This window comes from Streptomyces sp. NPDC002476 (genome assembly GCF_042889785.1).
Lineage (GTDB): Bacteria > Actinomycetota > Actinomycetes > Streptomycetales > Streptomycetaceae > Streptomyces.
The window spans coordinates 98,666-120,598 of record NZ_JBIARH010000009.1 but is presented as its reverse complement, the minus strand read 5'-3'; the positions used below and the strand labels follow the sequence as shown (position 1 = coordinate 120,598).

General features: G+C 70.7%; 18 protein-coding genes. 4 read left to right on the top strand and 14 right to left on the bottom strand.

Annotated features, from left to right (window positions below):
• Window positions 1–212: 212 nt before the first annotated feature.
• The 6 genes from ACFYXM_RS13845 to ACFYXM_RS13820 all read right to left on the bottom strand — a co-directional run bounded on the left by ACFYXM_RS13845 (window position 213) and on the right by ACFYXM_RS13820 (window position 7,217).
• A complete protein-coding gene (locus tag ACFYXM_RS13845) occupies window positions 213–1,925 on the bottom strand; it encodes a DoxX family membrane protein (protein WP_389289216.1) in 1,713 nt (570 codons plus the stop codon).
• A gap of 247 nt (window positions 1,926–2,172) precedes the next feature.
• Window positions 2,173–3,129, bottom strand: a complete 957-nt coding sequence (rlmB, locus tag ACFYXM_RS13840; RefSeq protein WP_389289215.1) for a 23S rRNA (guanosine(2251)-2'-O)-methyltransferase RlmB — start codon at window positions 3,127–3,129, stop codon at window positions 2,173–2,175.
• 107 nt (window positions 3,130–3,236) lie between these two features.
• A complete protein-coding gene (gene cysS / locus ACFYXM_RS13835; RefSeq protein ID WP_389289214.1) occupies window positions 3,237–4,640 on the bottom strand; it encodes a cysteine--tRNA ligase in 1,404 nt (467 codons plus the stop codon).
• A gap of 286 nt (window positions 4,641–4,926) precedes the next feature.
• Entirely contained in the window at window positions 4,927–5,517 is a 591-nt protein-coding gene (gene ispF, locus ACFYXM_RS13830; RefSeq protein ID WP_389289213.1) for a 2-C-methyl-D-erythritol 2,4-cyclodiphosphate synthase, read from the bottom strand.
• A complete protein-coding gene (ispD, locus tag ACFYXM_RS13825; protein ID WP_389289212.1) occupies window positions 5,507–6,253 on the bottom strand; it encodes a 2-C-methyl-D-erythritol 4-phosphate cytidylyltransferase in 747 nt (248 codons plus the stop codon). Before ispD ends, ispF begins: the two co-directional genes overlap by 11 nt.
• Window positions 6,254–6,734: 481 nt before the next feature.
• Window positions 6,735–7,217, bottom strand: coding sequence for a CarD family transcriptional regulator (locus tag ACFYXM_RS13820; protein WP_006380568.1), 483 nt, complete (start codon window positions 7,215–7,217; stop codon window positions 6,735–6,737).
• 847 nt (window positions 7,218–8,064) lie between these two features.
• Between ACFYXM_RS13820 and ACFYXM_RS13815 the strand changes: the two genes are divergently transcribed.
• The gene (locus ACFYXM_RS13815; protein ID WP_389289211.1) at window positions 8,065–8,724 is read left to right on the top strand and encodes a DUF461 domain-containing protein; all 660 of its coding nucleotides are present in this window, start codon (window positions 8,065–8,067) and stop codon (window positions 8,722–8,724) included.
• 151 nt (window positions 8,725–8,875) lie between these two features.
• Here ACFYXM_RS13815 and ACFYXM_RS13810 read toward each other — a convergent pair whose 3' ends face one another.
• Complete coding sequence (locus ACFYXM_RS13810; protein ID WP_073789279.1) at window positions 8,876–9,556, bottom strand: response regulator transcription factor; 681 nt, start codon at window positions 9,554–9,556, stop codon at window positions 8,876–8,878.
• A complete protein-coding gene (locus ACFYXM_RS13805) occupies window positions 9,553–10,827 on the bottom strand; it encodes a sensor histidine kinase (protein ID WP_389289210.1) in 1,275 nt (424 codons plus the stop codon). The genes ACFYXM_RS13810 and ACFYXM_RS13805 overlap by 4 nt, the downstream gene beginning before the upstream one ends.
• A 198-nt stretch (window positions 10,828–11,025) precedes the next feature.
• Between ACFYXM_RS13805 and phoU the strand changes: the two genes are divergently transcribed.
• On the top strand, window positions 11,026–11,703 hold the full coding sequence (gene phoU / locus ACFYXM_RS13800) for a phosphate signaling complex protein PhoU (protein ID WP_384410942.1): 678 nt from the start codon (window positions 11,026–11,028) through the stop codon (window positions 11,701–11,703).
• 241 nt (window positions 11,704–11,944) lie between these two features.
• Complete coding sequence (locus tag ACFYXM_RS13795; RefSeq protein WP_187438691.1) at window positions 11,945–12,094, top strand: hypothetical protein; 150 nt, start codon at window positions 11,945–11,947, stop codon at window positions 12,092–12,094.
• A 309-nt stretch (window positions 12,095–12,403) separates the two neighbouring features.
• Here ACFYXM_RS13795 and ACFYXM_RS13790 read toward each other — a convergent pair whose 3' ends face one another.
• Complete coding sequence (locus ACFYXM_RS13790) at window positions 12,404–13,852, bottom strand: MDR family MFS transporter (RefSeq protein WP_389289209.1); 1,449 nt, start codon at window positions 13,850–13,852, stop codon at window positions 12,404–12,406.
• A gap of 319 nt (window positions 13,853–14,171) precedes the next feature.
• On the opposite strand from ACFYXM_RS13790, the gene ACFYXM_RS13785 reads away from it, so the two are divergent.
• The gene (locus ACFYXM_RS13785) at window positions 14,172–14,933 is read left to right on the top strand and encodes a phosphoglyceromutase (RefSeq protein WP_389289208.1); all 762 of its coding nucleotides are present in this window, start codon (window positions 14,172–14,174) and stop codon (window positions 14,931–14,933) included.
• 78 nt (window positions 14,934–15,011) lie between these two features.
• Here the strand turns inward: ACFYXM_RS13785 and ACFYXM_RS13780 are convergent, their stop codons facing one another.
• The 5 genes from ACFYXM_RS13780 to ACFYXM_RS13760 form a co-directional block, all read right to left on the bottom strand.
• Window positions 15,012–16,247 carry a tyrosine-type recombinase/integrase gene (locus ACFYXM_RS13780; protein WP_389289207.1) on the bottom strand — a complete coding sequence of 412 codons (1,236 nt, stop codon included), beginning with the start codon at window positions 16,245–16,247 and terminating at the stop codon, window positions 15,012–15,014.
• Window positions 16,248–16,323: 76 nt separating this feature from the next.
• A complete protein-coding gene (locus ACFYXM_RS13775) occupies window positions 16,324–16,563 on the bottom strand; it encodes a helix-turn-helix domain-containing protein (RefSeq protein ID WP_389289206.1) in 240 nt (79 codons plus the stop codon).
• A 487-nt stretch (window positions 16,564–17,050) separates the two neighbouring features.
• Window positions 17,051–18,523 carry an ATP-binding protein gene (locus ACFYXM_RS13770; RefSeq protein WP_389289205.1) on the bottom strand — a complete coding sequence of 491 codons (1,473 nt, stop codon included), beginning with the start codon at window positions 18,521–18,523 and terminating at the stop codon, window positions 17,051–17,053.
• Between the two features lie 3 nt (window positions 18,524–18,526).
• Window positions 18,527–19,381, bottom strand: coding sequence for a bifunctional DNA primase/polymerase (locus tag ACFYXM_RS13765; protein ID WP_389289204.1), 855 nt, complete (start codon window positions 19,379–19,381; stop codon window positions 18,527–18,529).
• A gap of 300 nt (window positions 19,382–19,681) precedes the next feature.
• Entirely contained in the window at window positions 19,682–21,841 is a 2,160-nt protein-coding gene (locus ACFYXM_RS13760) for an ATP-binding protein (RefSeq protein ID WP_389289203.1), read from the bottom strand.
• Window positions 21,842–21,933 lie beyond the last annotated feature (92 nt).

Sequence of the window (21,933 nt, the reverse complement as noted above, 5' to 3'; positions counted from 1 at the left end):
TCCGCTCGGCGGCGGCCGGTGACTCCGGTGGTTCCGAAACCCCCATGAGCACCCGCGGCGAAGTACGCCGCGTCTACGCCTGCCTACGCGTGCCCCGCGTACGCGGAGGGGCGGTCACCGGACCCGACCGGTGACCGCCCCTCCTTCGTCCGTCGTTCCCGTCCGCCTCCCCCGTCCGCCTCGGGACGGGCCGAGGCGGACGGGCGCCCGGCTCAGCCGAGCAGGCCCCCGATCGGGTTCTGCCCGGCGCCCGACGTTCCTCCGGTGGAACCGCCGTCGTCCGGGCCGCTGCCGCCCGTGGGGCCGCCGCCGGTGCCCGTGGAGCCCGAGGAGCTCGGGCCGGAGCTGCTGCTCGCCGGGGGCTGCTGCGGAGTCGTCCGCCGCGGGACCTGCTGGACGGTGCCCTGGGTCTGGCTGGGCTGCCCGGCACCGGTCGTCGCACTGCCCGGCTCGCGCACGGAGTCTGCGGGAGGCGTGGACGCCCGCGTGGACGGGGTGGTGGCGGCGGCGCCACTGCGGGTCGGCGACGGGCGCCGCCTCTCGGGCGTGTGCGAAGCCTCGCCGGTACGGGACTCCTCCGGAAGCGGGGAGCCGGGCAGCTGGTTGGTCGGGTTGCCGTTCGGGCCCGGCACGGTCACGACCCCGGAGGAGCGGACGGCCCCACCGAGGACGGAGCCCACGAGGAACGTGAGTCCGACGACGAGGGTCGCGACGGCGGCGCCCCGGCGCAGCACCCGGCGGCGCAGGTCCCAGATCGCCGAGCGCGGGCCGAGCGTGCGCCACGCCTCGCCGGCGAGGCGCCCGTCGACGGAGTAGACCGGCGCGCCCGCGATGATCAGCGGGCTCCAGGCGGCGAGGTAGATGATGTCGGGCGCGTCGTACACGGCGACGCTGCGCCAGCTCACGGTGACCAGCAGGGCGGCGGAGAGCAGGGCCCCGACGGACGCGGCGACGCGCTGCCAGAGGCCGAGCACGGTGAGGACGCCGACGACGACCTGGAGGAAGGCGACGGTGAGCCCGGCGCCCACCGGGTGCGAGAGCGCGAAGTCGCGCAGCGGCTCGGCCAGCGCCCAGGGGTGCAGCGAGTTCAGCCACGTGACCATGGAGCCGCGTTCGCCGCCGTCAAAGTACACCGGGTCGCACAGCTTGCCCATGCCGGCGTAGATGGAGATGAAGCCGAGGAAGACCCGCAGGGGCAGCAGCACCACGCCGAGGTTCATACGGCGTCCCGGGTAGTACGCGTGCCGTACGGCGTCCTGAGCCTGGCGGCGGCCCCGGGCCTCCGCGCCGCCGTCGTACGCGGCCCCGGCCCCGTCCTCGTCACCGGCCGCGTCCACGTATCCGTCGTATCCGGTGTCGCGGCCGTACCCCTCGCGGCCGTACGGACCGTGGTCGACGGGGTCGTAGGCACCGACCGCCTGGCGCATCGGCGGCAGCAGCGGGCCGTTGCCGTGCGGACCCGGCTGCTGGGGCGCGGTGACGACGGGATTGGGCTGGGTCTCCTCCAGGCAGTCGATCAGCTGGGTGCTGCCCGTGCCGAGCCCGCCGTCGAACTCGCCGGGGCGCCCGGAGTCACCGCGGTGGGCACGGGAGTCGTAGGCGTCGTACGCGGCCGTCGAAGGGGCTGCGGCCGTTTTCCGCACGGCCTGGAGAAGCCCGGTGGCTCCGGGGTCGCCGGGGGCGGACCTGCCGCTCCACACGACGGGCGCGCGCCTGCCGCGCGCCGTTCCGGGGGACCCGCTCATGACGGGGATCCTGGGCACGCCCGCGGGGGCCAGCCCGCGCAGCCGTGCGCGCTGGCCGGGCGCGAGCTGCACCCGGAAGCTGGCGTGGTTGACGATGACCTGCGCAGGGTCGCAGTCCACCTTGGTCATGCTCAGGGCGGGTAGTTCGTCGAACCGAGGCGTTCTGGTGTCCACACTCATCTAACCGAGTGACGAGTGTTTAGGACACTGCCTTGACGAGCTCGATGTGTCCGAGACCCGTCAATCATGCCCGACACGCGTCAACGACGGCTCTCGGACGGAACGGGAACGGACCGGACGGGACGGTTGACGGGCCGGACGGGACGGCTGGCGGGACGAGGCCGGACCGGACCAGGCCGGACGCCGAACGGCACCGGACCGGGGCGTCCGGGACCGTGCCGGACGGCCGGCCCCGCCCGAGTGTGTCTCAGGCCCGGCGCCGCGCGGCCTCGTAGAGGACGATCCCGGCCGCGACTCCGGCGTTCAGCGACTCGGCGCCGCCCGGCATCGAGATGCGGACACGGTAGTCGCAGGTCTCGCCGACGAGACGGCCGAGTCCCTTGCCCTCGCTGCCGATGACGACGACGACCGGGCCGTCGAGCGCCTCCAGGTCCTCGACGGTGTGCTCGCCGTCCGCGGCGAGGCCGACGACCGTGAGGCCCGCCTTCTGATAGCCCTCCAGGGCCCGGGTCAGGTTCGTCACCCGGGCGACCGGCGTACGGGCCGCGGTGCCCGCCGAGGACTTCCAGGCACCGGCCGTCATCCCGGCCGCGCGACGCTCCGGCACGACCACGCCGTGCCCGCCGAACGCGGAGACGGAACGGACGATCGCGCCCAGGTTGCGCGGGTCGGTGACACCGTCGAGGGCGACGATCAGCGGCTCCTCGCCGTTGTCGTGCGCGGCGACCACCAGGTCGTCCGGGTGCGCGTACTCGTACGGCGGGACCTGGAGGACGAGGCCCTGGTGGTTCAGACCGTTCGTCATCCGGTCCAGCTCGGCGCGCGGCGCCTCCATCAGGTTGATGTTGCCGCGCTCGCCGGCGAGCTGGAGCGCCTCGCGGACCCGCTCGTCGTTGTCGATGTACTGCTGGACGTACAGGGTCGTCGCGGGCACCCCGTCGCGCAGGGCCTCGTAGACCGGGTTGCGGCCGACGACCATCTCGGACGTGCCCTTGACGCCGCCGCGGCGCGGCGCGGGGCGGCGGTGCGCGGCCTGCTTGGCCTTGGCGTTGGCGATCCGGTTCTTCATGTGCCCCTTGCGCGCGGAGGCAGGCGGCGTCGGGCCCTTGCCCTCCAGGCCACGGCGCCGCTGGCCACCGCTGCCGACCTGCGCGCCCTTCTTGTTGGCAGTGCGGCGGTTCCTGCGCTGGCTGTTCCCGGCCATGACCTACCTGTTTCGTTGCTGCTCGGACGAGCGTGCGTTGCGTACGTATATGAAGTGTGCCCCCATGAGTGTGCCGTCCGGGACTCCGGACGGCACACACGGGCTGCCTACGGGCGCGGGCCGAGGGTCCAGCGCGGTCCGGCCGGGCTGTCCTCGATGACGAGCCCGGACTGGCCGAGCTGGTCGCGGATGGCGTCGGCGGCGGGCCAGTCCTTCCGGGTGCGGGCCGCCTCGCGCTGGTCCAGGACCAGGCGTACGAGCGTGTCCACGACCCCGTGCAGATCGTCGCCGCGGTCGCTCTCGCCCGCCCAGCGCTCCTCCAGCGGGTCGAGCCCGAGGACGCCGAGCATCGCCCGTACCTCCGCGAGCCGGGCGACGGCCGCCTCCTTGTCGTCGGCGGCCAGCGCGGAATTGCCCTGCCGGACCGTGGTGTGAACGATCGCGAGCGCCTGCGGGACGCCCAGGTCGTCGTCCATCGCCTCCGCGAACGCGGGCGGCACCTCACGGGCCGGGGCGACCACACCGCCCGCCTTCTCGACGACCCTCTGCACGAACCCCTCGATCCGCGCGAACGCGGACTCGGCCTCGCGCAGGGCCTCCTCGCTGTACTCGATCATCGACCGGTAGTGCGGGGTGCCGAGGTAGTAGCGCAGCACGATCGGGCGCCACGCCTTGACCATCTCGCCGACCAGCACCGAGTTGCCCAGCGACTTCGACATCTTCTCGCCGGACATGGTGACCCAGCCGTTGTGCACCCAGTACCGCGCGAACTCGTCGCCGAACGCCTGGGCCTGGGCGATCTCGTTCTCATGATGCGGGAAGATCAGGTCGATCCCGCCGCCGTGGATGTCGAAGGCCCGGCCGAGGTACTTGTGCGCCATGGCCGAGCACTCCAGGTGCCAGCCGGGCCGGCCGCGGCCCCACGGGGTCTCCCAGCTGGGCTCGCCCGGCTTGGACGCCTTCCACATCGCGAAGTCTCGCGGGTCGCGCTTGCCGGTCTCGCCCTCGCCGGACGGCTGGCGCAGATCGTCCAGGTCCTGGTTGGACAGCGACAGATAACCCGGGAAGGAACGCACGTCGAAGTAGACGTTGCCGTCCGCCGCGTAGGCGTGACCACGTTCGATCAGGCCCCGCATCATCTCGACCATCTCGGTGACGTGCCCGGTCGCGCGCGGCTCGTACGTGACCGGCAGGCAGCCCAGCGCGTCGTACCCGGCGTTGAACGCCCGCTCGTTCTCGTAGCCGATGGCCCACCACGGCCGGCCCTGCTCGGCGGATTTCGCGATGATCTTGTCGTCGATGTCGGTGACGTTCCGGATGAACGTGACGTCGTAGCCTCGGTACTCGAACCAGCGGCGCATGATGTCGAAGTTCAGACCGGACCGGATGTGCCCGATGTGCGGGGCCGCCTGAACGGTGGCACCACACAGGTAGATCGAGACACAGCCCGCCGTGAGCGGGACGAAGTCACGGATCTGCCGGGCGCTGGTGTCGTACAGGCGAATAGTCACGCCTCAAGGGTAGTGGGCGTGCACCAGTGCCCCGCGCCCCCTCGGGGGTGGCGGGGTCCTCTTCGCGGGAAGCGGTGTGCGCCGGCGGCTCCCTCAGGTCCGCGAGAGGACCTTGCGCGGCGTGATCCGGATGATCACCTGCTCGGCGCCGGAGGGGGCCGACGGGTCGAACTCCGCGTACGGCCTGCCGGTGTACCCGACGGGCAACTCGTCGACCAGCTCCCGCGCTCCCGCACCGCTCCCGGGGCCGTCCCGAGCCGGCGGCGCGGGAGTGCCGCGCGGCGGGTCAGCCGGTGCGGTGGACCAGCGCAGTCGCGATCCCGGCGAGGCCCTCGCCGCGCCCGGTGAAACCGAGCCCGTCGGAGGTGGCGGCGGAGAGCGAGACGGGCGCCCCCACGGCGTCCGACAGCACCCGCTGCGCCTCCTCGCGCCGCTTGCCGATCTTCGGCCGCACGCCGACCACCTGGACGGCGACGTTCCCGATCTCGAAGCCCGCGGCCCGTACGATCCGCGCCGCCTCGGTCAGCAGCGTGACCCCGGAGGCGCCGGACCACTCGGGCCGCCCGGTGCCGAAGTGCTGCCCGAGGTCGCCGAGCCCGGCGGCCGAGAAGAGCGCGTTGCACGCGGCGTGCGCGACGACGTCGGCGTCCGAGTGCCCGGCCAGGCCGGGGCCCTCGCCCTCCCACAGCAGGCCCGCGCACCACAGCTCGCGGCCCTCCTCGAAGGCGTGGATGTCGGTACCGATCCCGACGAGCGGGATCACCGGCCCGGTCGTCCGGACCTGCGCCGCGTCCCCGTCGGCGGACGCCGCGGACTGCTGCCCTGTCGGCTCGTTCCCGGCCGCCACCGTCCCGGGAACCGTTTCCTCAGAAGCCATCGTTCGCCCTCCTGCGCGCGAGTACCGCCTCGGCCAGCACCAGATCCAGCGGCCGGGTCACCTTGAACGCCTCCTCGTGTCCGGGGACGACCACGACCGGCTCCCCGAGCCGTTCCACCATGCCCGCGTCGTCCGTGGCGCCCTCGCCGCCGACGACCACGGTGCGGTGCGCGCGCACGAGCGTGTCGCGGTCGAAGCCCTGCGGGGTCTGCACGGCGCGCAGCCGGGTCCGCTCGGGCGTGCCGAGCACCGGCTCCGGTTCGCCCGGCGCCCCGGGCTCCACCTCCTTGACGGTGTCGGCGAGCGGCAGCGCGGGGACGACGGCGGGCGCGCCGTCGCGCACCGCCTCGATCACCGCGTCCACCGTGTCGACGGGCACCAGCGGGCGCGCCGCGTCGTGCACGAGCACGACGGAGACGTCCTCGGGCAGGACGTCGAGGCCGAGGCTCACCGATTCCTGGCGGGTGTCGCCACCGGGCACGACGAGGTAGTCGGTGCGTTCGGGCAGGGCGTGCTCGTTCAGCAGGTTCTTGACCTCGGGGGCGCCGTCCGGCGGCGCCACGACGACGACCAGCGAGACGGAACGGGACGCCGCCATGGCCCGTACCGCGTGGATGAGCATCGGCGTCCCGCCCAGCGCGCGGAGCGCCTTGGGGGCGCCCGGGCCGAGCCGGACACCGCGGCCGGCCGCGGGAATCACGGCGGCGGTGCGGGAGGGACGCGGTTGATCAGACATCGGTTGCACTCCGGAGCTTCGGCATGTTTGTTTCCACGGCCGACGTGGGTATGGCCACAAGCGAGCCGGGCGCCGAGCCGCGACTCGACCGGGCCCTTTCCGTGACACCCGGTCGAAGCCGGACGAGCCGCATCGGCCGCTCGGGATCGGCTGCGCAAGATCGCGAGCAAAGTATCGGGGGATCGCCGCTGAAGCCAACGCAAGGGTGCGACGGAACATAATCGTCGCTATTCAGCCACGTCCTGGCTGAATCCAGATGGGTCGCGCCACCCTTCGCCGCACCCGGCCCTCGTCGAACCGGCCTTCCGCGCCCGGAGACCGCACCGCACCGCGCCGGATACCGGAGCGCCCACCCGGATACCGGGAACCGCGTGCCGGATATCGGCATGCATGCGGACATGCCGCAGCGCCCGACCGACGTACCGTAAATACGGCTGTCAGCGGGCACCGCAGCACATTTTCATGACCGGCACGAGCCGGTTCAGGACGCGAGTACCTCGTCGAGCAGAGCCTCGGCCTTGTCCTCGTTCGTGTTCTCCGCGAGAGCGAGTTCGCTCACCAGAATCTGGCGGGCCTTGGCCAGCATTCGCTTCTCACCCGCGGAGAGTCCGCGCTCGCGCTCGCGACGCCACAGGTCGCGAACCACCTCGGCGACCTTGATGACATCGCCGGAAGCGAGCTTCTCCAGATTTGCCTTGTAGCGCCGAGACCAGTTCGTCGGCTCTTCGGCATAGGGCGCGCGCAGCACCTCGAAGACCCGGTCCAGCCCTTCCTGCCCGACAACGTCGCGCACACCTACGAACTCCGCATTGTCCGCCGGCACACGAACCGTCAAGTCGCCCTGGGCGACCTTGAGCACCAAGTAGGTCTTGTCCACGCCTTTGATCTGGCGAGTTTCGATAGCCTCGATCAGCGCGGCCCCGTGATGGGGATAGACCACGGTGTCGCCAACCTTGAACGTCATGTGACAGGTACCCCTTCCGTGGCTATCAAGGGTAACACGAGAACAGCTTCTCCTGAATGGCGTTTTCGCAGGTCAGGGCATATCTCCGGGCTTGACAACAGCGACACGTACGTGCTGCGGAAGGCTCACGGAAGCCGGTATTCGCAGGTCGGAGCGGCTGCACGGGCGGGACGAAACGTGCACCTCGCACACCCCGGAACCACCCTCCGAAGTGGTTGAACGTCCCGTTTTGTCGGGTTCTCGATGCCAGACTTTCCATACTCCGTTCGAAGATCGCTCACCCGTACGGATGTATGCGTGGAGGTAAGCGGAGGTAAGTGGTGTCGTTCAATGGAATTGATCGACACTGCGCCGTGATCACTTATGCGCATGGAATGCGCCACTCTCATGAATTGATCACCGGCAATATGTGAACGCCATGCGTCGGCGCATGCGGACGGCACATGGCGATGATCGGATGCGGCGGCACGCGGTGACCGGATGCGGCGACCGGATGCGAGTGCCCGTTGTTCCGATGCGGCTGTCCCGCAGCCCGGTCGCGTCCGCCCCGCGCATCCGGACATGGCCGCCCGGTATGTCCGAGCGCGACTTCCCGTCGCCGCGAGCGGACGCGCCGCTCCAGGGGCGGCGCCGACACCTCGCCGTCGGCCCGCGGACACGCCTCGGAAGCGCCGGGGGCGGAAGTGCGGAGCGTGTAAGGGGCGGGTCGGGTGCGGGGCGAGCGGGGCGGCTCGGTAGCCTAAGGCCGCTGACACACACTTAGGGCGGCTTTACGCCGCTCGCAGGGCGACCCCGCGTCGCTCGACCACCCGTCCGCAGTCCGATCGTTCAAGGAGTTGCCGCCGCCGTGAGCCGCAGCCTTCGACACGGCGCCCTCGCCGCCACAGCCATCGTGTTCTCGATCGCCTCGCTCACCGCGTGCGGTGCGGGCAATGACGCAGCCACGCTCCAGATCAAGCCGGACAGCGCCGCCACCACCTCCGGTGACATCAGCATCCAGAACGCGAACCTGATCACCCAGCCCGAGCACAACGCGGAGGGGCCGGCCGTGGTCTCCGCCACGCTCTTCAACAACGGCACCAAGCAGCAGACCCTCGACTCGGTCACCCTCCCGGGCACGAACGCCACGGTGAAGCTGCACGCCGCCGAGGGCAGTGGCCCCGTCGTCGTCCCGGCCGGCGGCAAGGTGGTCATCGGCGGCAAGGGCAACGCGTCCGCCGTGATCGAGAACGGCCGCGAGGCCGCCCAGAACGGCAACGTGCAGAACGTCGTCTTCAAGTTCAGCTCGACCGGCGAGATCCCGCTCGGCGTGTTCGTCGTCCCGGCAACCAGCTACTTCACCGGCTTCGGCCCGAGCTCGCTGCCGAAGGCCGCCTCGGAGAAGCCGACCTCGCCGGCCACCACGCCGACCGGCTCCGCGACGCCGGGTGCCCCTGGCGAGGCCGACTCCGAGAACGACACATCCGCCCAGGACGACGCCGAGGCCGACGCCCCGTCGGGCGACTGACCGGACGGACACACGGGGACACGTCGGCACCCGCAGCTGGTGGGTGCCGGTCCCCGGCAGGCGCACGCGAACGTGAACGGCGGAGGGCGCCCTCCCTTTCGGGGGGGGCGCCCTCCGCCGTCGTGTACCGCCGTCGCGTGACCGCCGTTGCCTACGGCTCGAACTTGTACCCCAGGCCACGGACCGTCACCAGGAAGCGCGGCGCGCCGGGGTCCGGCTCGATCTTGGCCCGCAGGCGCTTGACGTGGACGTCGAGGGTCTTGGTGTCGCCCACGTAGTCGGCGCCCCAGACCCGGTCGATGAGCTGCATGCGGGTCAGCACGCGGCCCGCGTTGCGCAGCAGCATCTCCAGCAGGTCGAACTCCTTGAGCGGCAGGTCGACCTTGCCGCCCGCGACCGTGACGACGTGGCGATCCACGTCCATCCGGACCGGGCCCGCCTCAAGGGCTGCCGGGGTGACCTCCTCCGGCTCGCCCCGGCGGCGCAGCACGGCGCGAATGCGGGCGACCAGCTCGCGCGAGGAGAAGGGCTTGGTGACGTAGTCGTCGGCTCCTATTTCCAGGCCGACGACCTTGTCGATCTCGCTGTCCTTGGCGGTGACCATGATCACGGGGACGTTGGACCTGCTGCGCAGCTGACGGCAGACCTCGGTGCCGGGCAGGCCCGGGAGCATCAGGTCGAGCAGTACGAGGTCGGCGCCGTTGCGCTCGAACTCGTCAAGACCGTCCGGTCCCGTGGCCGCGACGGCGACTTCGAAACCCTCCTTGCGGAGCATGTAGGACAGGGCGTCGCTGAAGGACTCCTCGTCCTCGACGACAAGCACTCGGGTCACGGAAGGACCTCCGGGGCAGGGATTGGTTCAAGGGTGTCGGGGTGAGCGGGTCCGTAAGGGCCCTCGTCGCCGTCGGCGACGAGCGGTCCGCCCGAGCTGCGGTCCCGTTCCCGTGCGGGGCCCGCTTCGGGCAGCCGCAGGGTGAAGGTGGAGCCCTGGCCCTCCGAGCTCCAGACCGTGACCTCCCCGCCGTGCGAGGCGGCCACGTGCTTGACGATGGCGAGGCCGAGGCCGGTGCCACCGGTGGCCCGTGAGCGGGCCGGGTCGACGCGGTAGAACCGTTCGAAGACCCGCTCGCGGTCCTTCTCCGAGATGCCGATGCCCTGATCGGTCACCGCAATCTCGATCTGGTCCCCGCCGGGTACGGACACACGCCGGGCGGCGATGCCCACTCGGGTACGGGCGGGGCTGTAGTTGACGGCGTTCTCGACGAGGTTGCCGAGCGCCGCGGCGAGCTGACCGCGGTTGCCCCATATACGGAGCTCCGCGGTGCCGCCCGCGGCCATGGTGATCTGCTTCGAGCCGGCCTGCTGGCGGCAGCGGTCGATGGCCTCGGCCACCAGCTCGTCCACGCGTACCGGCTCGGCGTCCTCCAGCGGGTCGTCGTTCTGCACCCGGGAGAGGTCGATGATCTCCTGCACGAGGTTGGTCAGCCGGGTCGCCTCGATCTGCATCCGCCCGGCGAACCGCTCCACCGCCTCCCGATCGTCGGAGGCGTCCAGCACGGCCTCGGACAGCAGCGAGAGCGCGCCGACCGGGGTCTTGAGCTCATGGCTGACGTTGGCGACGAAGTCGCGCCGTACCGCCTCTATGCGGCGGGCCTCGGTCAGGTCCTCGACCAGCAGCAGCACCAGCCGGGAGCCCAGCGGGGCGACCCGGGCGGAGACCGCGAGGGCCTCGCCGCGGCCGGTGCCGCGGCGAGGCAGGTCCAGTTCGACCTGCCTTATCTCGCCGTCCCTGCGGGTGTCCCTGGCCATGTTCAGCATCGCGTCGACGGCGAGCCGTCCTCCCCTGACCAGCCCCAGCGCGTAGGCGGCGGAGCTGGCCTTGACCACGCTGTCGCTCTCGTCGAGCACGACCGCGGAGGAGCTGAGCACGGACAGGACCGTGTCCACACCGGGAGGAAGAGCCGCGTTGCTGTCGGGCCGCAGAGAGGTTCTCGTCGGCTTCTTCTGGTCGCGCTCGCTCCAGCGGAACGCGAGCATGGCGATCACGCCGGTACACGCACCGCCGATCGCCGCAGCTGCGGCAACTGCCGCGTTCACGTCCATACGTCAAGGTTATGCGGGTCCGGGAGGGCTCTCCCAGCCATCCGAGTACCTGTCCGAACACTCGTCGCCCAGAGTTCACCGAGGAGCAAGGGACGGTTCACTTGGGCGGCCGGAAGCGGACGCGTACGCCGCCCAAGGTGGCAACGTGGGGCTCACAGCCTGCCCCGGTATTGCACAGAAGACTGGAGAGGGACTTCCATGCGTGACGCCTACCACGAGGAACTCGACTCGATCGGCGAGGGGCTGGTCGAGATGGCCCGGCTCGTCGGGTCGGCGATCGGCCGGGCGACGACGGCCATGCTCGATGCCGATCTCAAGCTCGCGGAGAGCGTGATCGCCGCGGACCAGAAGGTCGACGACCTCCAGCACGACCTGGAGGCCCGGGCCATAGCCCTGCTCGCGCGCCAGCAGCCGGTGGCGACCGACCTGCGCATCGTGGTCACTTCGCTGCGGATGAGCGCCGACCTGGAGCGCTCGGGCGACCTCGCCCAGCACGTCGCGAAGCTCGCCCGGCTGCGGTTCCCGGAGTCGCCGGTGCCGCGCGACCTGCACGCGACGATTCTGGAGATGGGGCAGCTGGCCCAGCGCCTGATGGCCAAGGCGGCCGAGGTGATCATCACGAAGGACGTCGATCTGGCCCTCCAGCTGGAGCAGGACGACGACGAGATGGACCTGCTGCACCGCACCCTGTTCCAGCACCTGATGGACGACCGCTGGAAGCACGGCATCGAGACCGCCGTCGACGTGACGCTCCTCGGCCGCTACTACGAGCGCTTCGCGGACCACGCGGTGTCGGTCGCCAAGCGTGTGGTCTATCTGGTGACGGGCGAGCACGCCGACGAGATCCAGCAGCAGGCCCCGGTGGAGGGCGCGTAAGGAGGGCGCGTAACCGGACGGGGATGCCCGGCGGAAGTCCCGAGGGGCGGACAGGCCCGGATGCGGGGCGGCGTGCGCGGTCGCATTTTGATCGCACACGCGTTCTGCACGTGTGCGCCGTTGATGCGCCCGCCCCTGTGGGCATCCAATGGGGTGGGGCGGCACGCCTTGTCCGTACGCCCCGGCCGTGCGCACGTCGCTGTCGGCGCACGGGCCCTGACGTACGCCTTGAGGAGGAACCATGGCCGATTCCCCCACGACCGACCCCCGGCAGGAAGCCCCCGCCGACGCGGTGCACCTGCCTCTGCTCGGCGCCTGTGGCTGCGGCTCGGGCTGCGGCTGCGGCTGCCAGTCCGGCGCTCCGTGCCAGTGCGGCGGCTGCTGCGGCTGACCGAGGCCGCCCAGCGGTGACGGGCGCGCGCCCCGCACGGAGTGATAGGTCTCCGCGCGGGGCGCCGCTGTGTTTGCCGCAGCCATGTGTCACAGCCGTGCGCGTCGTGGACGCGTGCGCCGGGGGCGCGTGAGCTGTGGGCGTGTGAGCTGTGGGCGTGTGCGCCGGGGGCATGTCGGCCGTGTCTTCATGGGCCGTGGCTGGTGGCTGGTACCCACGCCCCGCATGTGGCGTGGGTCATGCGTCACGGACCATGCGCCGTGTCGCGCCCTGTACGGCAGGCGCTCAGCCGCCCGCTCAGCCGCCCGCTCAGCTGCCCTCCACGGACATGTGCTCGGACGCCGACGGGGTGGCCGACCCGTTTCGTGTGCCTCCCTCGCTCGCGAGGCACTCGACACGCTCGGTGCTCTCGACACGCTCGGAACTCCCGGCGCTCCCGCTCCTGCCGCTCCTGCCGCTCCCCGCCCGGACGCCCGCCGCCGCGGTCCCGCCGTCGGGCGCCGCCGCGGACTCCTCCTGAAGGTTCCGCATCAGCAGCCAGTAGCCGAGCGCGGCACCGGTGCCCAGTACCGCACACGCCCCCCACAGCCACTGCGCCCCGAAGCGGTCGATGACCTGGCCCGACATCAGGGGCGCGATCAGCGCCGCGGCGGACCAGGACATCGTGTACATGCCCTGGTACCGGCCGCGGCCCTGGGCCGGCGAGAGCCGGACGACCAGGCCGGTCTGGATGGGCGAGTTGACGATCTCGGCGATCGTCCAGACGCAGATGCTCAACGCGTAGACGGCGACGGACCCGGCGAACGCGGTCAGCCCGAATCCGTATCCCGCAAGCAGGGAGGACACGACGAGCAGCCGACGGGGATCCCGATGCTCGATGAAACGGGTGACCGGGATCTGGAGCACCACGATCAGCACACCGTTGACGGCGATGGCGGTGCCGAAGTCGGAGCTGGAGAACCCGTCGGCACCCATGGCCACCGGCAGCCCCACATATCCCTGCTGGAAGATCAGGGCGATGACGAAGGACAGCCCGACAACACTCATGAACCGGCCGTCGCGCAGCACGGTGGAGAGCCGCACCTCGCCCGCACGCCCGGCGGCCGCCCCGCCGGCAACCGTCCGGCCGGGCGCCCCGTCCTTCCCGGGCCACGTCTCGGGCCCGGGCCGCGACTCGGGCACCTTGACGAAGACGACGACGGCACAGATCAGCGTCATCGCGGCCTCGCCCAGGAACCCGGCGAGATAGCTGTACTCGGCGACGAATCCGGCCCCGGCCGACGAGACGGCGAAGCCGAGGTTGATCGCCCAGTAGTTGAGCGAGAAGGCCCTCACCCGGTCCTCGGGCCGCACGATGTCGGCCATCATGGCCTGAACGGCGGGCCGCGAGGCGTTGCTGGCCATGCCGACGACGAAGGCGACAGCGGCGATCGCCACCGGATCGACCATGAATCCGAGCACGGCCACGGACACAGCGGTCGAGATCTGTGCGATCAGCATGGTGGGCCGACGCCCCAGCCGGTCCGTCATCACCCCGGCCCCGAGCGCGGACACGACCCCGCCGAGCCCGTGGAGCGCGGCCACCAGACCGGCGTACGAGGCGGAGTAGCCCCGCTCCAGGGTGAGGTAGAGCGCCATGAAGGTGGCGACGAACGCTCCCAGGCGGTTGACCAGCGTGCTGGTCCACAGCCACCAGAACTCCCGGGGGAGCCCGGACACGGACTCCCGTAGAGCCCGTCTGACACCGGCGACAGACATACGGAATCCCCCCAGGGAAGTTACGACGGAGCGAACACCACCGGTAAGAGGCCCAGCAGCGATCCGTACATTACGGTCACCGGATTCCGGATCGCCAGTCGATTGACGCGCCCCGTCAATCGACACGCTCCTGCCCCGTCCCGATCGCACACCGCCCCCGTCCGCCCCGGCTCCGAACCCGGCGGGGGACTCCGACCCGGTCCCGGTCAGGGGCCGAGTCCGCCCTGGTCAGGGGCGGGGCAAGGGTTGGCCCACCCCCGGCCGTCCGCCCTGTGACCGTCCGCGCGGCGCTCGCGGGGCTTCGATTACGCTCGGAGCCATGGCCGACGCACCGTACAAGCTGATCCTCCTCCGTCACGGCGAGAGCGAGTGGAACGCGAAGAACCTGTTCACCGGTTGGGTGGACGTCAACCTCACGGAGAAGGGCGAGAAGGAGGCGGTCCGCGGCGGTGAGCTGCTGAAGGACGCCGGTCTGCTCCCCGACGTGCTGCACACCTCCCTCCAGAAGCGCGCCATCCGCACCGCGCAGCTCGCGCTGGAGTCCGCGGACCGCCACTGGATCCCCGTCCACCGCTCCTGGCGCCTGAACGAGCGCCACTACGGCGCCCTCCAGGGCAAGGACAAGGCGCAGACGCTCGCCGAGTTCGGCGAGGAGCAGTTCATGCTCTGGCGCCGCTCGTACGACACCCCGCCGCCCGCTCTCGAGGACGGCACCGAGTTCTCCCAGAGCGACGACGCCCGTTACGCGACGATCCCGCCGGAGCTGCGCCCGCGCACGGAGTGCCTCAAGGACGTCGTCGTCCGCATGCTGCCGTACTGGTACGACGGCATCGTCCCGGACCTCCTGGCCGGCCGCACGGTCCTGGTCGCCGCCCACGGCAACAGCCTCCGGGCCCTCGTCAAGCACCTCGACGGCATCTCCGACGCCGACATCGCGGGCCTGAACATCCCGACCGGCATCCCGCTCTTCTACGAACTGGACGCCGGCTTCCGCCCCGTGAAGCCGGGCGGCACCTACCTCGACCCGGAGGCCGCGAAGGCCGCCATCGAGGCCGTGAAGAACCAGGGCAAGAAGAAGTAGAGAACGTGATCATGCCTCCCACCTGCGCGAATGGCGCGGATGGGAGGCATTTTCACGGCCTGGGACCGCTCTGGGCCCTCAGCCCTCCGAATCCTGGGGCCGGAGCGCCCGTCCGAGAGCCTTCCGAGCACGGTCCCGGCTGCTCGGCATGAGGTGCGCGTACACCTTCAACGTCAGGCCCGGATCGGAGTGCCCGAGGTATTCGGCAAGGGCCTTGATGCTCTCCCCGGCGTCCAGAAGGACGGACGCATAGAAGTGCCGTAGAGCGTGCATGCCGTGCTCGCGGGCGGCGGCGTACTCGCGACTCTTGGCCTTCGGGATGACGCCGACCTTCGCGAGCGCGGGCTTCCAGTGGTCTTCATTCAGCGACGTACGCCAGATGTGCCCACCGTTGGGGCCTGTGAAGATAAGCCGCCGAGTCACCGGCTGGCCGTTCGCCCGCATCCACGGGAGCTTGATCTCCACAGGCGGGAACCGCTCGATGTGCTCCTGCAAAGACTCCGCCACAGGGTCGGGCAGGGGCACGTCACGAAGCTTGCCTCCCTTCGGGGGCGCGAACACGGCCTTGCTTAGGCTCAGCTTCAGTTGCTGCACCACGTGCAGGGTGCCGCTGTCGAAGTCGATGTCATCGATGGAGAGGCCGAGGATCTCTCCTTGCCGCAGGCCGCATCCGGCGCCTACGTCGACCATGGGCCGAAAGCGCTCGACCATGGCGGCGCGTACGTCGAAGACGCGTTCAGGCTCCCAGGGGACGACCCGTCGGGCGCCCATAGCAGGCAGGGCCACCGTGCGCGAGTTGCAGGGGTTCCGGCGGAGGCACCCGTCCTCCACGGCGGCGGAAAGCACAGCTCGAACGTTGGAGAAGATGACGCGGGCGTACGAGCCGGACATGCCGGACGCTTCAAGCTGTGCCACAAACTCACGGATATGACCAGGCTGGAACGACCCAAGCTGACGCGGGCCGATGCGCGGGAAGGCGTGCAACCTCAGCTGAGACACCATTGACGCCCGGGTGTTCGGGTCGCCGCTCTGGCTCGCGAGCCACTTCTCAGCGAACTCCTGGAACGTCACACGGGACGCGTTGGGGTCGATGAAGTCGCCACGGGCGACATCCGCCGTGATGCTGCTCAGCCACTGCTCAGCGAGGCGCTTCTGTCCGTCAGGGAAAGACTTGGTCTTTCGCTGCCCGTCGGGCGTGAAGTAGCGGGCCCGGTAGCGCATGCCTTTGCCGTAGCGGTCGGTCTTGACGCGAAGTGCCTTACCCCCGGCGTCGGTGGTGGTCTTGAACCAACGGTCTTGGATGCTCCCTGCCATCGGAGGCGGAGTCCTTTCTCAGAATGGATCAGGGGTGGCCGTTCAACGGCCACCCCTGGCGGTGCGTGAGGCTGCGTCAGGCCGCGACGTGGTCGACGTTCTTGAGTCGAGTGACGTAGGCCCCTACTTCGGCGGGGTCGTAGCGCACGTGCTTGCCGATGCGGAAGCCGGGAGGACCCGTGCGCTTTCTGCGCCACTGGTAGACGGTTTCGAGGGGTACGCCGAAGATCTCGGCGATGTCGTCGGGAGTGAGGTACCGGTCGGGCAGACCACTGCGGAGCGGTGCTCGGGGGCCTGGGGTAGTGGCTGTGGCCACTGCACCTCCCTGGTAGTAGGAGGGCACTGGCCCTCCCTCAATGTCGGTTGTGCGGCCTTGCTTCGGGCCCGTGTGTGTCCGAGGTGCGGATTTCTGCGTCATCGCGTCATCAGCGTCATTTGCGCCGCTGACCTGCGGGTTTAGGTGACGCAGCGGGCCGGGGCCTGTGTCACCGGTGACGGAGCCGTCCGTCACGGGGTGACGCAGGTGACGCAAGGTGACGCAGGAATTCGGGCTCTGCGTCACCCTTCTTAATGCAGCTCAGAAGCCGTTTTCAGGCCCGTGGTGACGCAGGTGACGCAGCGTCTTCCTACTTAGGAAAAGAAGGGGCCTGTGTCTGTTCTGTGTGCGCCTTCAGGCGTGAATGGGGAGCCGCGGAGCGGCACCCTCCTTGGGCGGCGGCAAGCCGCCGAAGAACAAGAGGAGCACCGCCGCGCCGGGGCGGGGTGCTCCTCTTGCTTGTGCGGCGGGCCGCGTGGCGCGGGGGCTAGAACACCTGGCCCTGTTCGTCCTGCGGGGGCTTGGGCCGGGTCATTTCGATGTAGCGGGCGAGCTTGGTGCGGCCCCAGTCGACAAGGACGCCTCGGGCGGCCAGGACGGGCTGGAGGCGCTTGAGGCGGTCGGAGAGGACCTTGCCGGTGGTGGGCCACCCCTTGGGCAGGGGACGGAAGTCCTCACCGGTGTAGAGCTGAGTGAGGCCGTGCAGCCACTCGGCGGAGGTCATCCGGACCTCCACGCCCGGGTCGATGTCGGCGGCGTGCTTGAGGACGGTCTGGGCGAGGAGGTCGCCTTCGATGACGTCGTCGTTGAGGTCGTCCAGGCTGGCGCGGTAGGCGTCCAGCGCGCCCATGCTGGCGGCGGCGTCGAGCTGCGCGCACAGGTGGGCGAAGTCGGCCATGCGCAGGTCGGTGGGGATGTCGGCCTCGGTCGCGCGGACCTTGACGGCCAGGTCGAGCACGGACCCGAGGATCACGGGCAGGTCCCTGGCGAAGTCGGCCCACAACTCCGCCTCGGTCCGCCGCACCCGGGGGCGTTCCAAGCGGAGGGGGAGGAGGCGTTCGGCGAGGTCGGGGCGGATGACGCCGACGTCAATGCCGGTCAGCAGCATCGGCCGACGGTAGCGGGCGCGGACGACGTCGCCATCGGTGAACAGGGCGCGCTTGATGTTCTCGGCGCCGGTGACGATGCAGCACATGAGGTCGGACAGGTCCGGGCCGAGGTGGGAGAGGTTATCCAGGCCGGTGACCCATCCGGCGGCCACAGCCGTGATCAGGTTCTCCTCGTCCTTCGGGGCCCGACGGAGGTCGCCGCTCATGCCCTCGATGATCCGGACGAGCATCTTGCCAGCGGTGGACTTGCCCGCGCCCTGCGGGCCGGTGAGGAAGGGAGCGGGGACCGGCACGTCGGGGCCGAGGCAGCCGATCAGCCAGGCCAGGGCGAGACTCTCGGCGCGGGCATCGGTAAAGTTGCACAGCCGCATCAGCAGATCGATGCCCTTGCCGTCGGTGTCCTTGGCCGGAAGGGGGAGTTCGCCGGTGAGCTGGGTGCGGCGCCAGCAGACCTCGCGGGGGTCGGGGGTGAGGATGTCCCAGCCGGTGGGGTGGATGCGGACGGACTTGCCGTCGTCGCGGCCCAGGTCAAGCCAGGTCGCGCCGTCGAACCCGGGGGCGACGCGAATGTGGACGGGCTGGACGTCCTCGGTGAGCGCGAGTGCTTCGATCAAGTCGAGTGCCTCCTTCAAGGCGGTTCCGTTGAAGACGCCAAGCCCGTCCTTGAACAGGCCGACCATGAGTTCCTGGCGGTGGCTACCGGTCGTGCCCTGGGAGCGGATGGGGCGGGCGACGGGGTGGCCGTTGCGCTGGGCGTAGACGGCCCCGTCGATGGTGCGGAAGTACCTAAAATGGGCCTGCGCGTAGTCGGTGATGACTTCGCGTGCCGGGGTCTTCTCGTCCTCGGACATGGCTCACATCCCCAGCGCGGTGCGGGCGTTGGACCAGGCAACCGCGCAGTGCCGGGGGCCCTCGCCCTTGGCCTGTGCGGCGGTGAACAGGCGGTCCATGTGCGCCTCGGTGAGGCAGCCGCACCGGCCGTGGGCGGACAGTACGGCGAGGAACGTCCGGTACACGGTGCTGTGCACCGCGCTGCGGGCCTCGGTGATGCGCTGCTCGGCCATGGCGATGCCCCGGTCCAGGTAGGTGGGTGTGCGGTGGCGGCACTCCCCGCCCCCGGTCGGCACGGACACGGTGACGGGCGCGGGCCGGACCGGAGACGGCTCTTTGACGACCAGCGCGCGCACGACGTCCGGCAGCTGGGTCATGGTGCCGGTGCCGGGGCCGAGCCACCGGGCGTACTGCATGCACGACTTGATGTCGACGCCGGGCCTCACCGCGTTCGCGGACTGCATCGCCCCCAGGTAGATCCAGTGCTCACCACGAGTGGTGGGCACGGTCCGGGTGGCGGGCAGCGTCTGGCGGGCCCAGGTGATGGCGTCGGCGTTGTCGAGGTCGACGACGGTGAGCCGGGCGCCGCCGGGGTGGTAGGCGACCGCGTGCGCCTCCCGCCACGCCACAGCCCACGCAGCGGACCGGAGGACGGCGGGGTCGGTGGTGGCGGCGGCCCAGCCGTGACACGGCCGCGGGCACTGGCAGGGGCCCGCAACCTTCATGTTCGGGCGCCCGCCGCACGCGTTGCCGGTGCAGTCGGGGCAGTTACCGAGCGGGCGCTTGCCCGCCCGGAGGGGCAGCACGGGCACGCCCGACGCCGCCAGGTCGAGAGCGGACCGGCGATGGTCTCGCCGGATCGGCATGGGTTGAGTCATGCTGGGGTCTCCAGTTCTGTAGAAGGTGCTGGCAGACGAGAGCGGCCCCAATTCATTGGCGTGAGACGGGGGCCGCTCTCGACTCGTCCGGCGTGATGCGGAATCCCTGCCGTGGGTCGGTCAGGGAGGCTGAGGCACCCCCTCCCGGGGTGCGTGTGGAGGGGGTTTCAGGGGTAGCGGCGTGTGCGCCTCCCTGCCTCCCTGAACGGGTATTTGTGCAGGTCAGGGCCAGGGAGGTGGGTCAGGGAGGCGGTTAGGGAGTTCTCCCTGTCTCCCTGACCCGTGTGGGGTTGCCTCCCTCTAGTCCGAGGCGGAAGCGGAACCATCGCCGTCGCGGGTGGCGAGGGCAGCGGCGACGCGGTCGCGGGCGACGACCATGCGGCCGTCGGACTTGTACGGCTCGGCTCCGGCGTCGTCCAGGACGCGCTTGAGGTCGATGAACGACCACTTGCCGTAGGCGTCCTTGTTCAGCGCGACCAGCCGCGTGATGACTTCCTGGGTGCGGACGCGGGCGTCGCTGCCCAGCACGGTCGCGATGTCGGCGAGCGGGTCACGCTCCTCGTCCCGTTCGACGACGTGGAGGGTGGTCACACCGTTGCGTGCGGCTTTGGCCCGGTCGGCGATCTCGGCGGCCTGATCGGTGTCGATGTAGTGCGTGCGCACGGTCACGGACGTCTGCCCGGCGGCAAGCTTGATGCCGTCCCCGGCGACGACGACGGTGCCCTTGTCGAGTCCCTGCCGCAGCTTGTGCGGTGCCGCACCGCCGTCGATGGCCGCGTCCCCGATCGCCATGCGAGCCTGCGACTCCGTCCCGAGAACCAGCGAGGAGCGGATGTGGTTGCCCTCGCGGGACCGCTTGGGAAGGTTCTCGTTCGTCGGGTCCTGCGTGCCCTCCCAAGTGGTGACGTTGACCGCACGGCCCTGGTCGTGGATGGCCTTGATGGCACGGAAGTACCGGGACGTCGCCTTGGCTCCCCCGAGAGGGATCTTGTTCTTGTCGACGGCCCCGGACCCGTAGGCGACCTGCGCTTCGTCGACGATGACGACCAGCGGATCGAAGTCCTCGCCGGGGGCCTGGAGCCGCCGGTTCATCTCCCGGACGGCGTCCTCAACCATCTCGGTCACTTCCAGGACATGGTCGTCGGTCGGCCCCTGGATCAGGACCGTGGCCAGACCGTCGAACATGGCCCAGTCACCGACGCCCTTGAGGTCACCGATACGGAACTCGACCTTCGGGTCGAACGCCAGCCACAGGGCCAGCGCCCGCAAAGACGCGGTCTTGCCCTGGTTCGACAGGCCGGTGATCAGAAGCATCCGCTGGAACAGGCTGATCAGGGCGGCGTCACCGCGCAGGTCCTGCCCCCACGGGGCCCGCCCGGTCTTGTAGTTGGCACTCACGTCGGGGTCGGTGACCAGCGGGGAAGGGCCGATCGGCTCGTCCAGCGCGCCGCTGTCCGCGATCCACAGACGAACCGTGCGCGGGGACGGCGGGATGGTGATGAACACTTCGTGCTCGTGGCGGTTCAAGTTTTCCGCGAGCTTCCTGCGCCGGGCCTGGATCTCCTCGGTGCTGACACCGGACGGCAGATGCACGTCGACCTCGACACCACACCCGGCGATGGTGATCGGGCTGAGCATCTGCGCCCCGACGTCGCCCATCTCCTTGATGGCCTTCTTCAGGGTGGACACTCCCAGGTCCCGCATGGCGGTGACCACGATCGACGGAGTGATCGCGGCGCCCTCCCCGGTCCGGGCCTTGGCGGGCAGGGCCCATTGCGGTGCGGACTGCTGGTGACGACCGACCGCCCACAGGCCCAGCAGGGCCGCCCACGGGCCCAGGGTGACCAGCGGGCCCCAGACCACGGAGATGATCAGGACGATCCACCGGACCAGCTCGATCACCGCCAACGTGGGTGTGGCGACATCGGCGAAGTCCTTGTTCGCGACGGCGAGGAGGATCCCGAGCAGGAGCAGTCCACCGGCAGTCACCCCGGCCCCGGCCGCCGCGCCCTTGGCGGCCTTGACCGGGGCGATCAGCAGGTCCATGCGCCGTTGGTGGCGTGCGGCGCGGAAGCGGGCCCCGCGCTCCTCCCACTCGGTGGCAAGGTCCAGGTTCCCCGCGGCTTCGGCGGCCCGCAGCATGCGTTCGTAGCGGGCGGCGGTACGGCCCTCCCAGGTGCGGCGGGCCACGATCCGGCCCCCGCCCACGACGTACATGCCGTGCCGCACGGTCAGGCGCCCGACGGTACGGGTCCGCTCGTGGGTGGCGGCCCGCCGGACCGCACGGCCGGACCGCACCCACCTCGACACCGGGGCCGGGGCCTTGACCATGGGGGCTTCGTCGGGAGCGGGGGCAGTCTTGGTCAGATCGACCGGGCCCGCGTCCACGGGCGCGGGGCGGTGGTCGTCGAGATGGTGCAGGGTGCCCATGTCGGCCCCCTCAACAGCGAGTTCGGTCATGACTGGTGCTCCTGCCTGAATCCAGTGGGACCACCGAAAAGGGGGCGCCCGGTACGTGCTGCTACCGGCGCCCCCTCTCCGGCAGGGGTGGT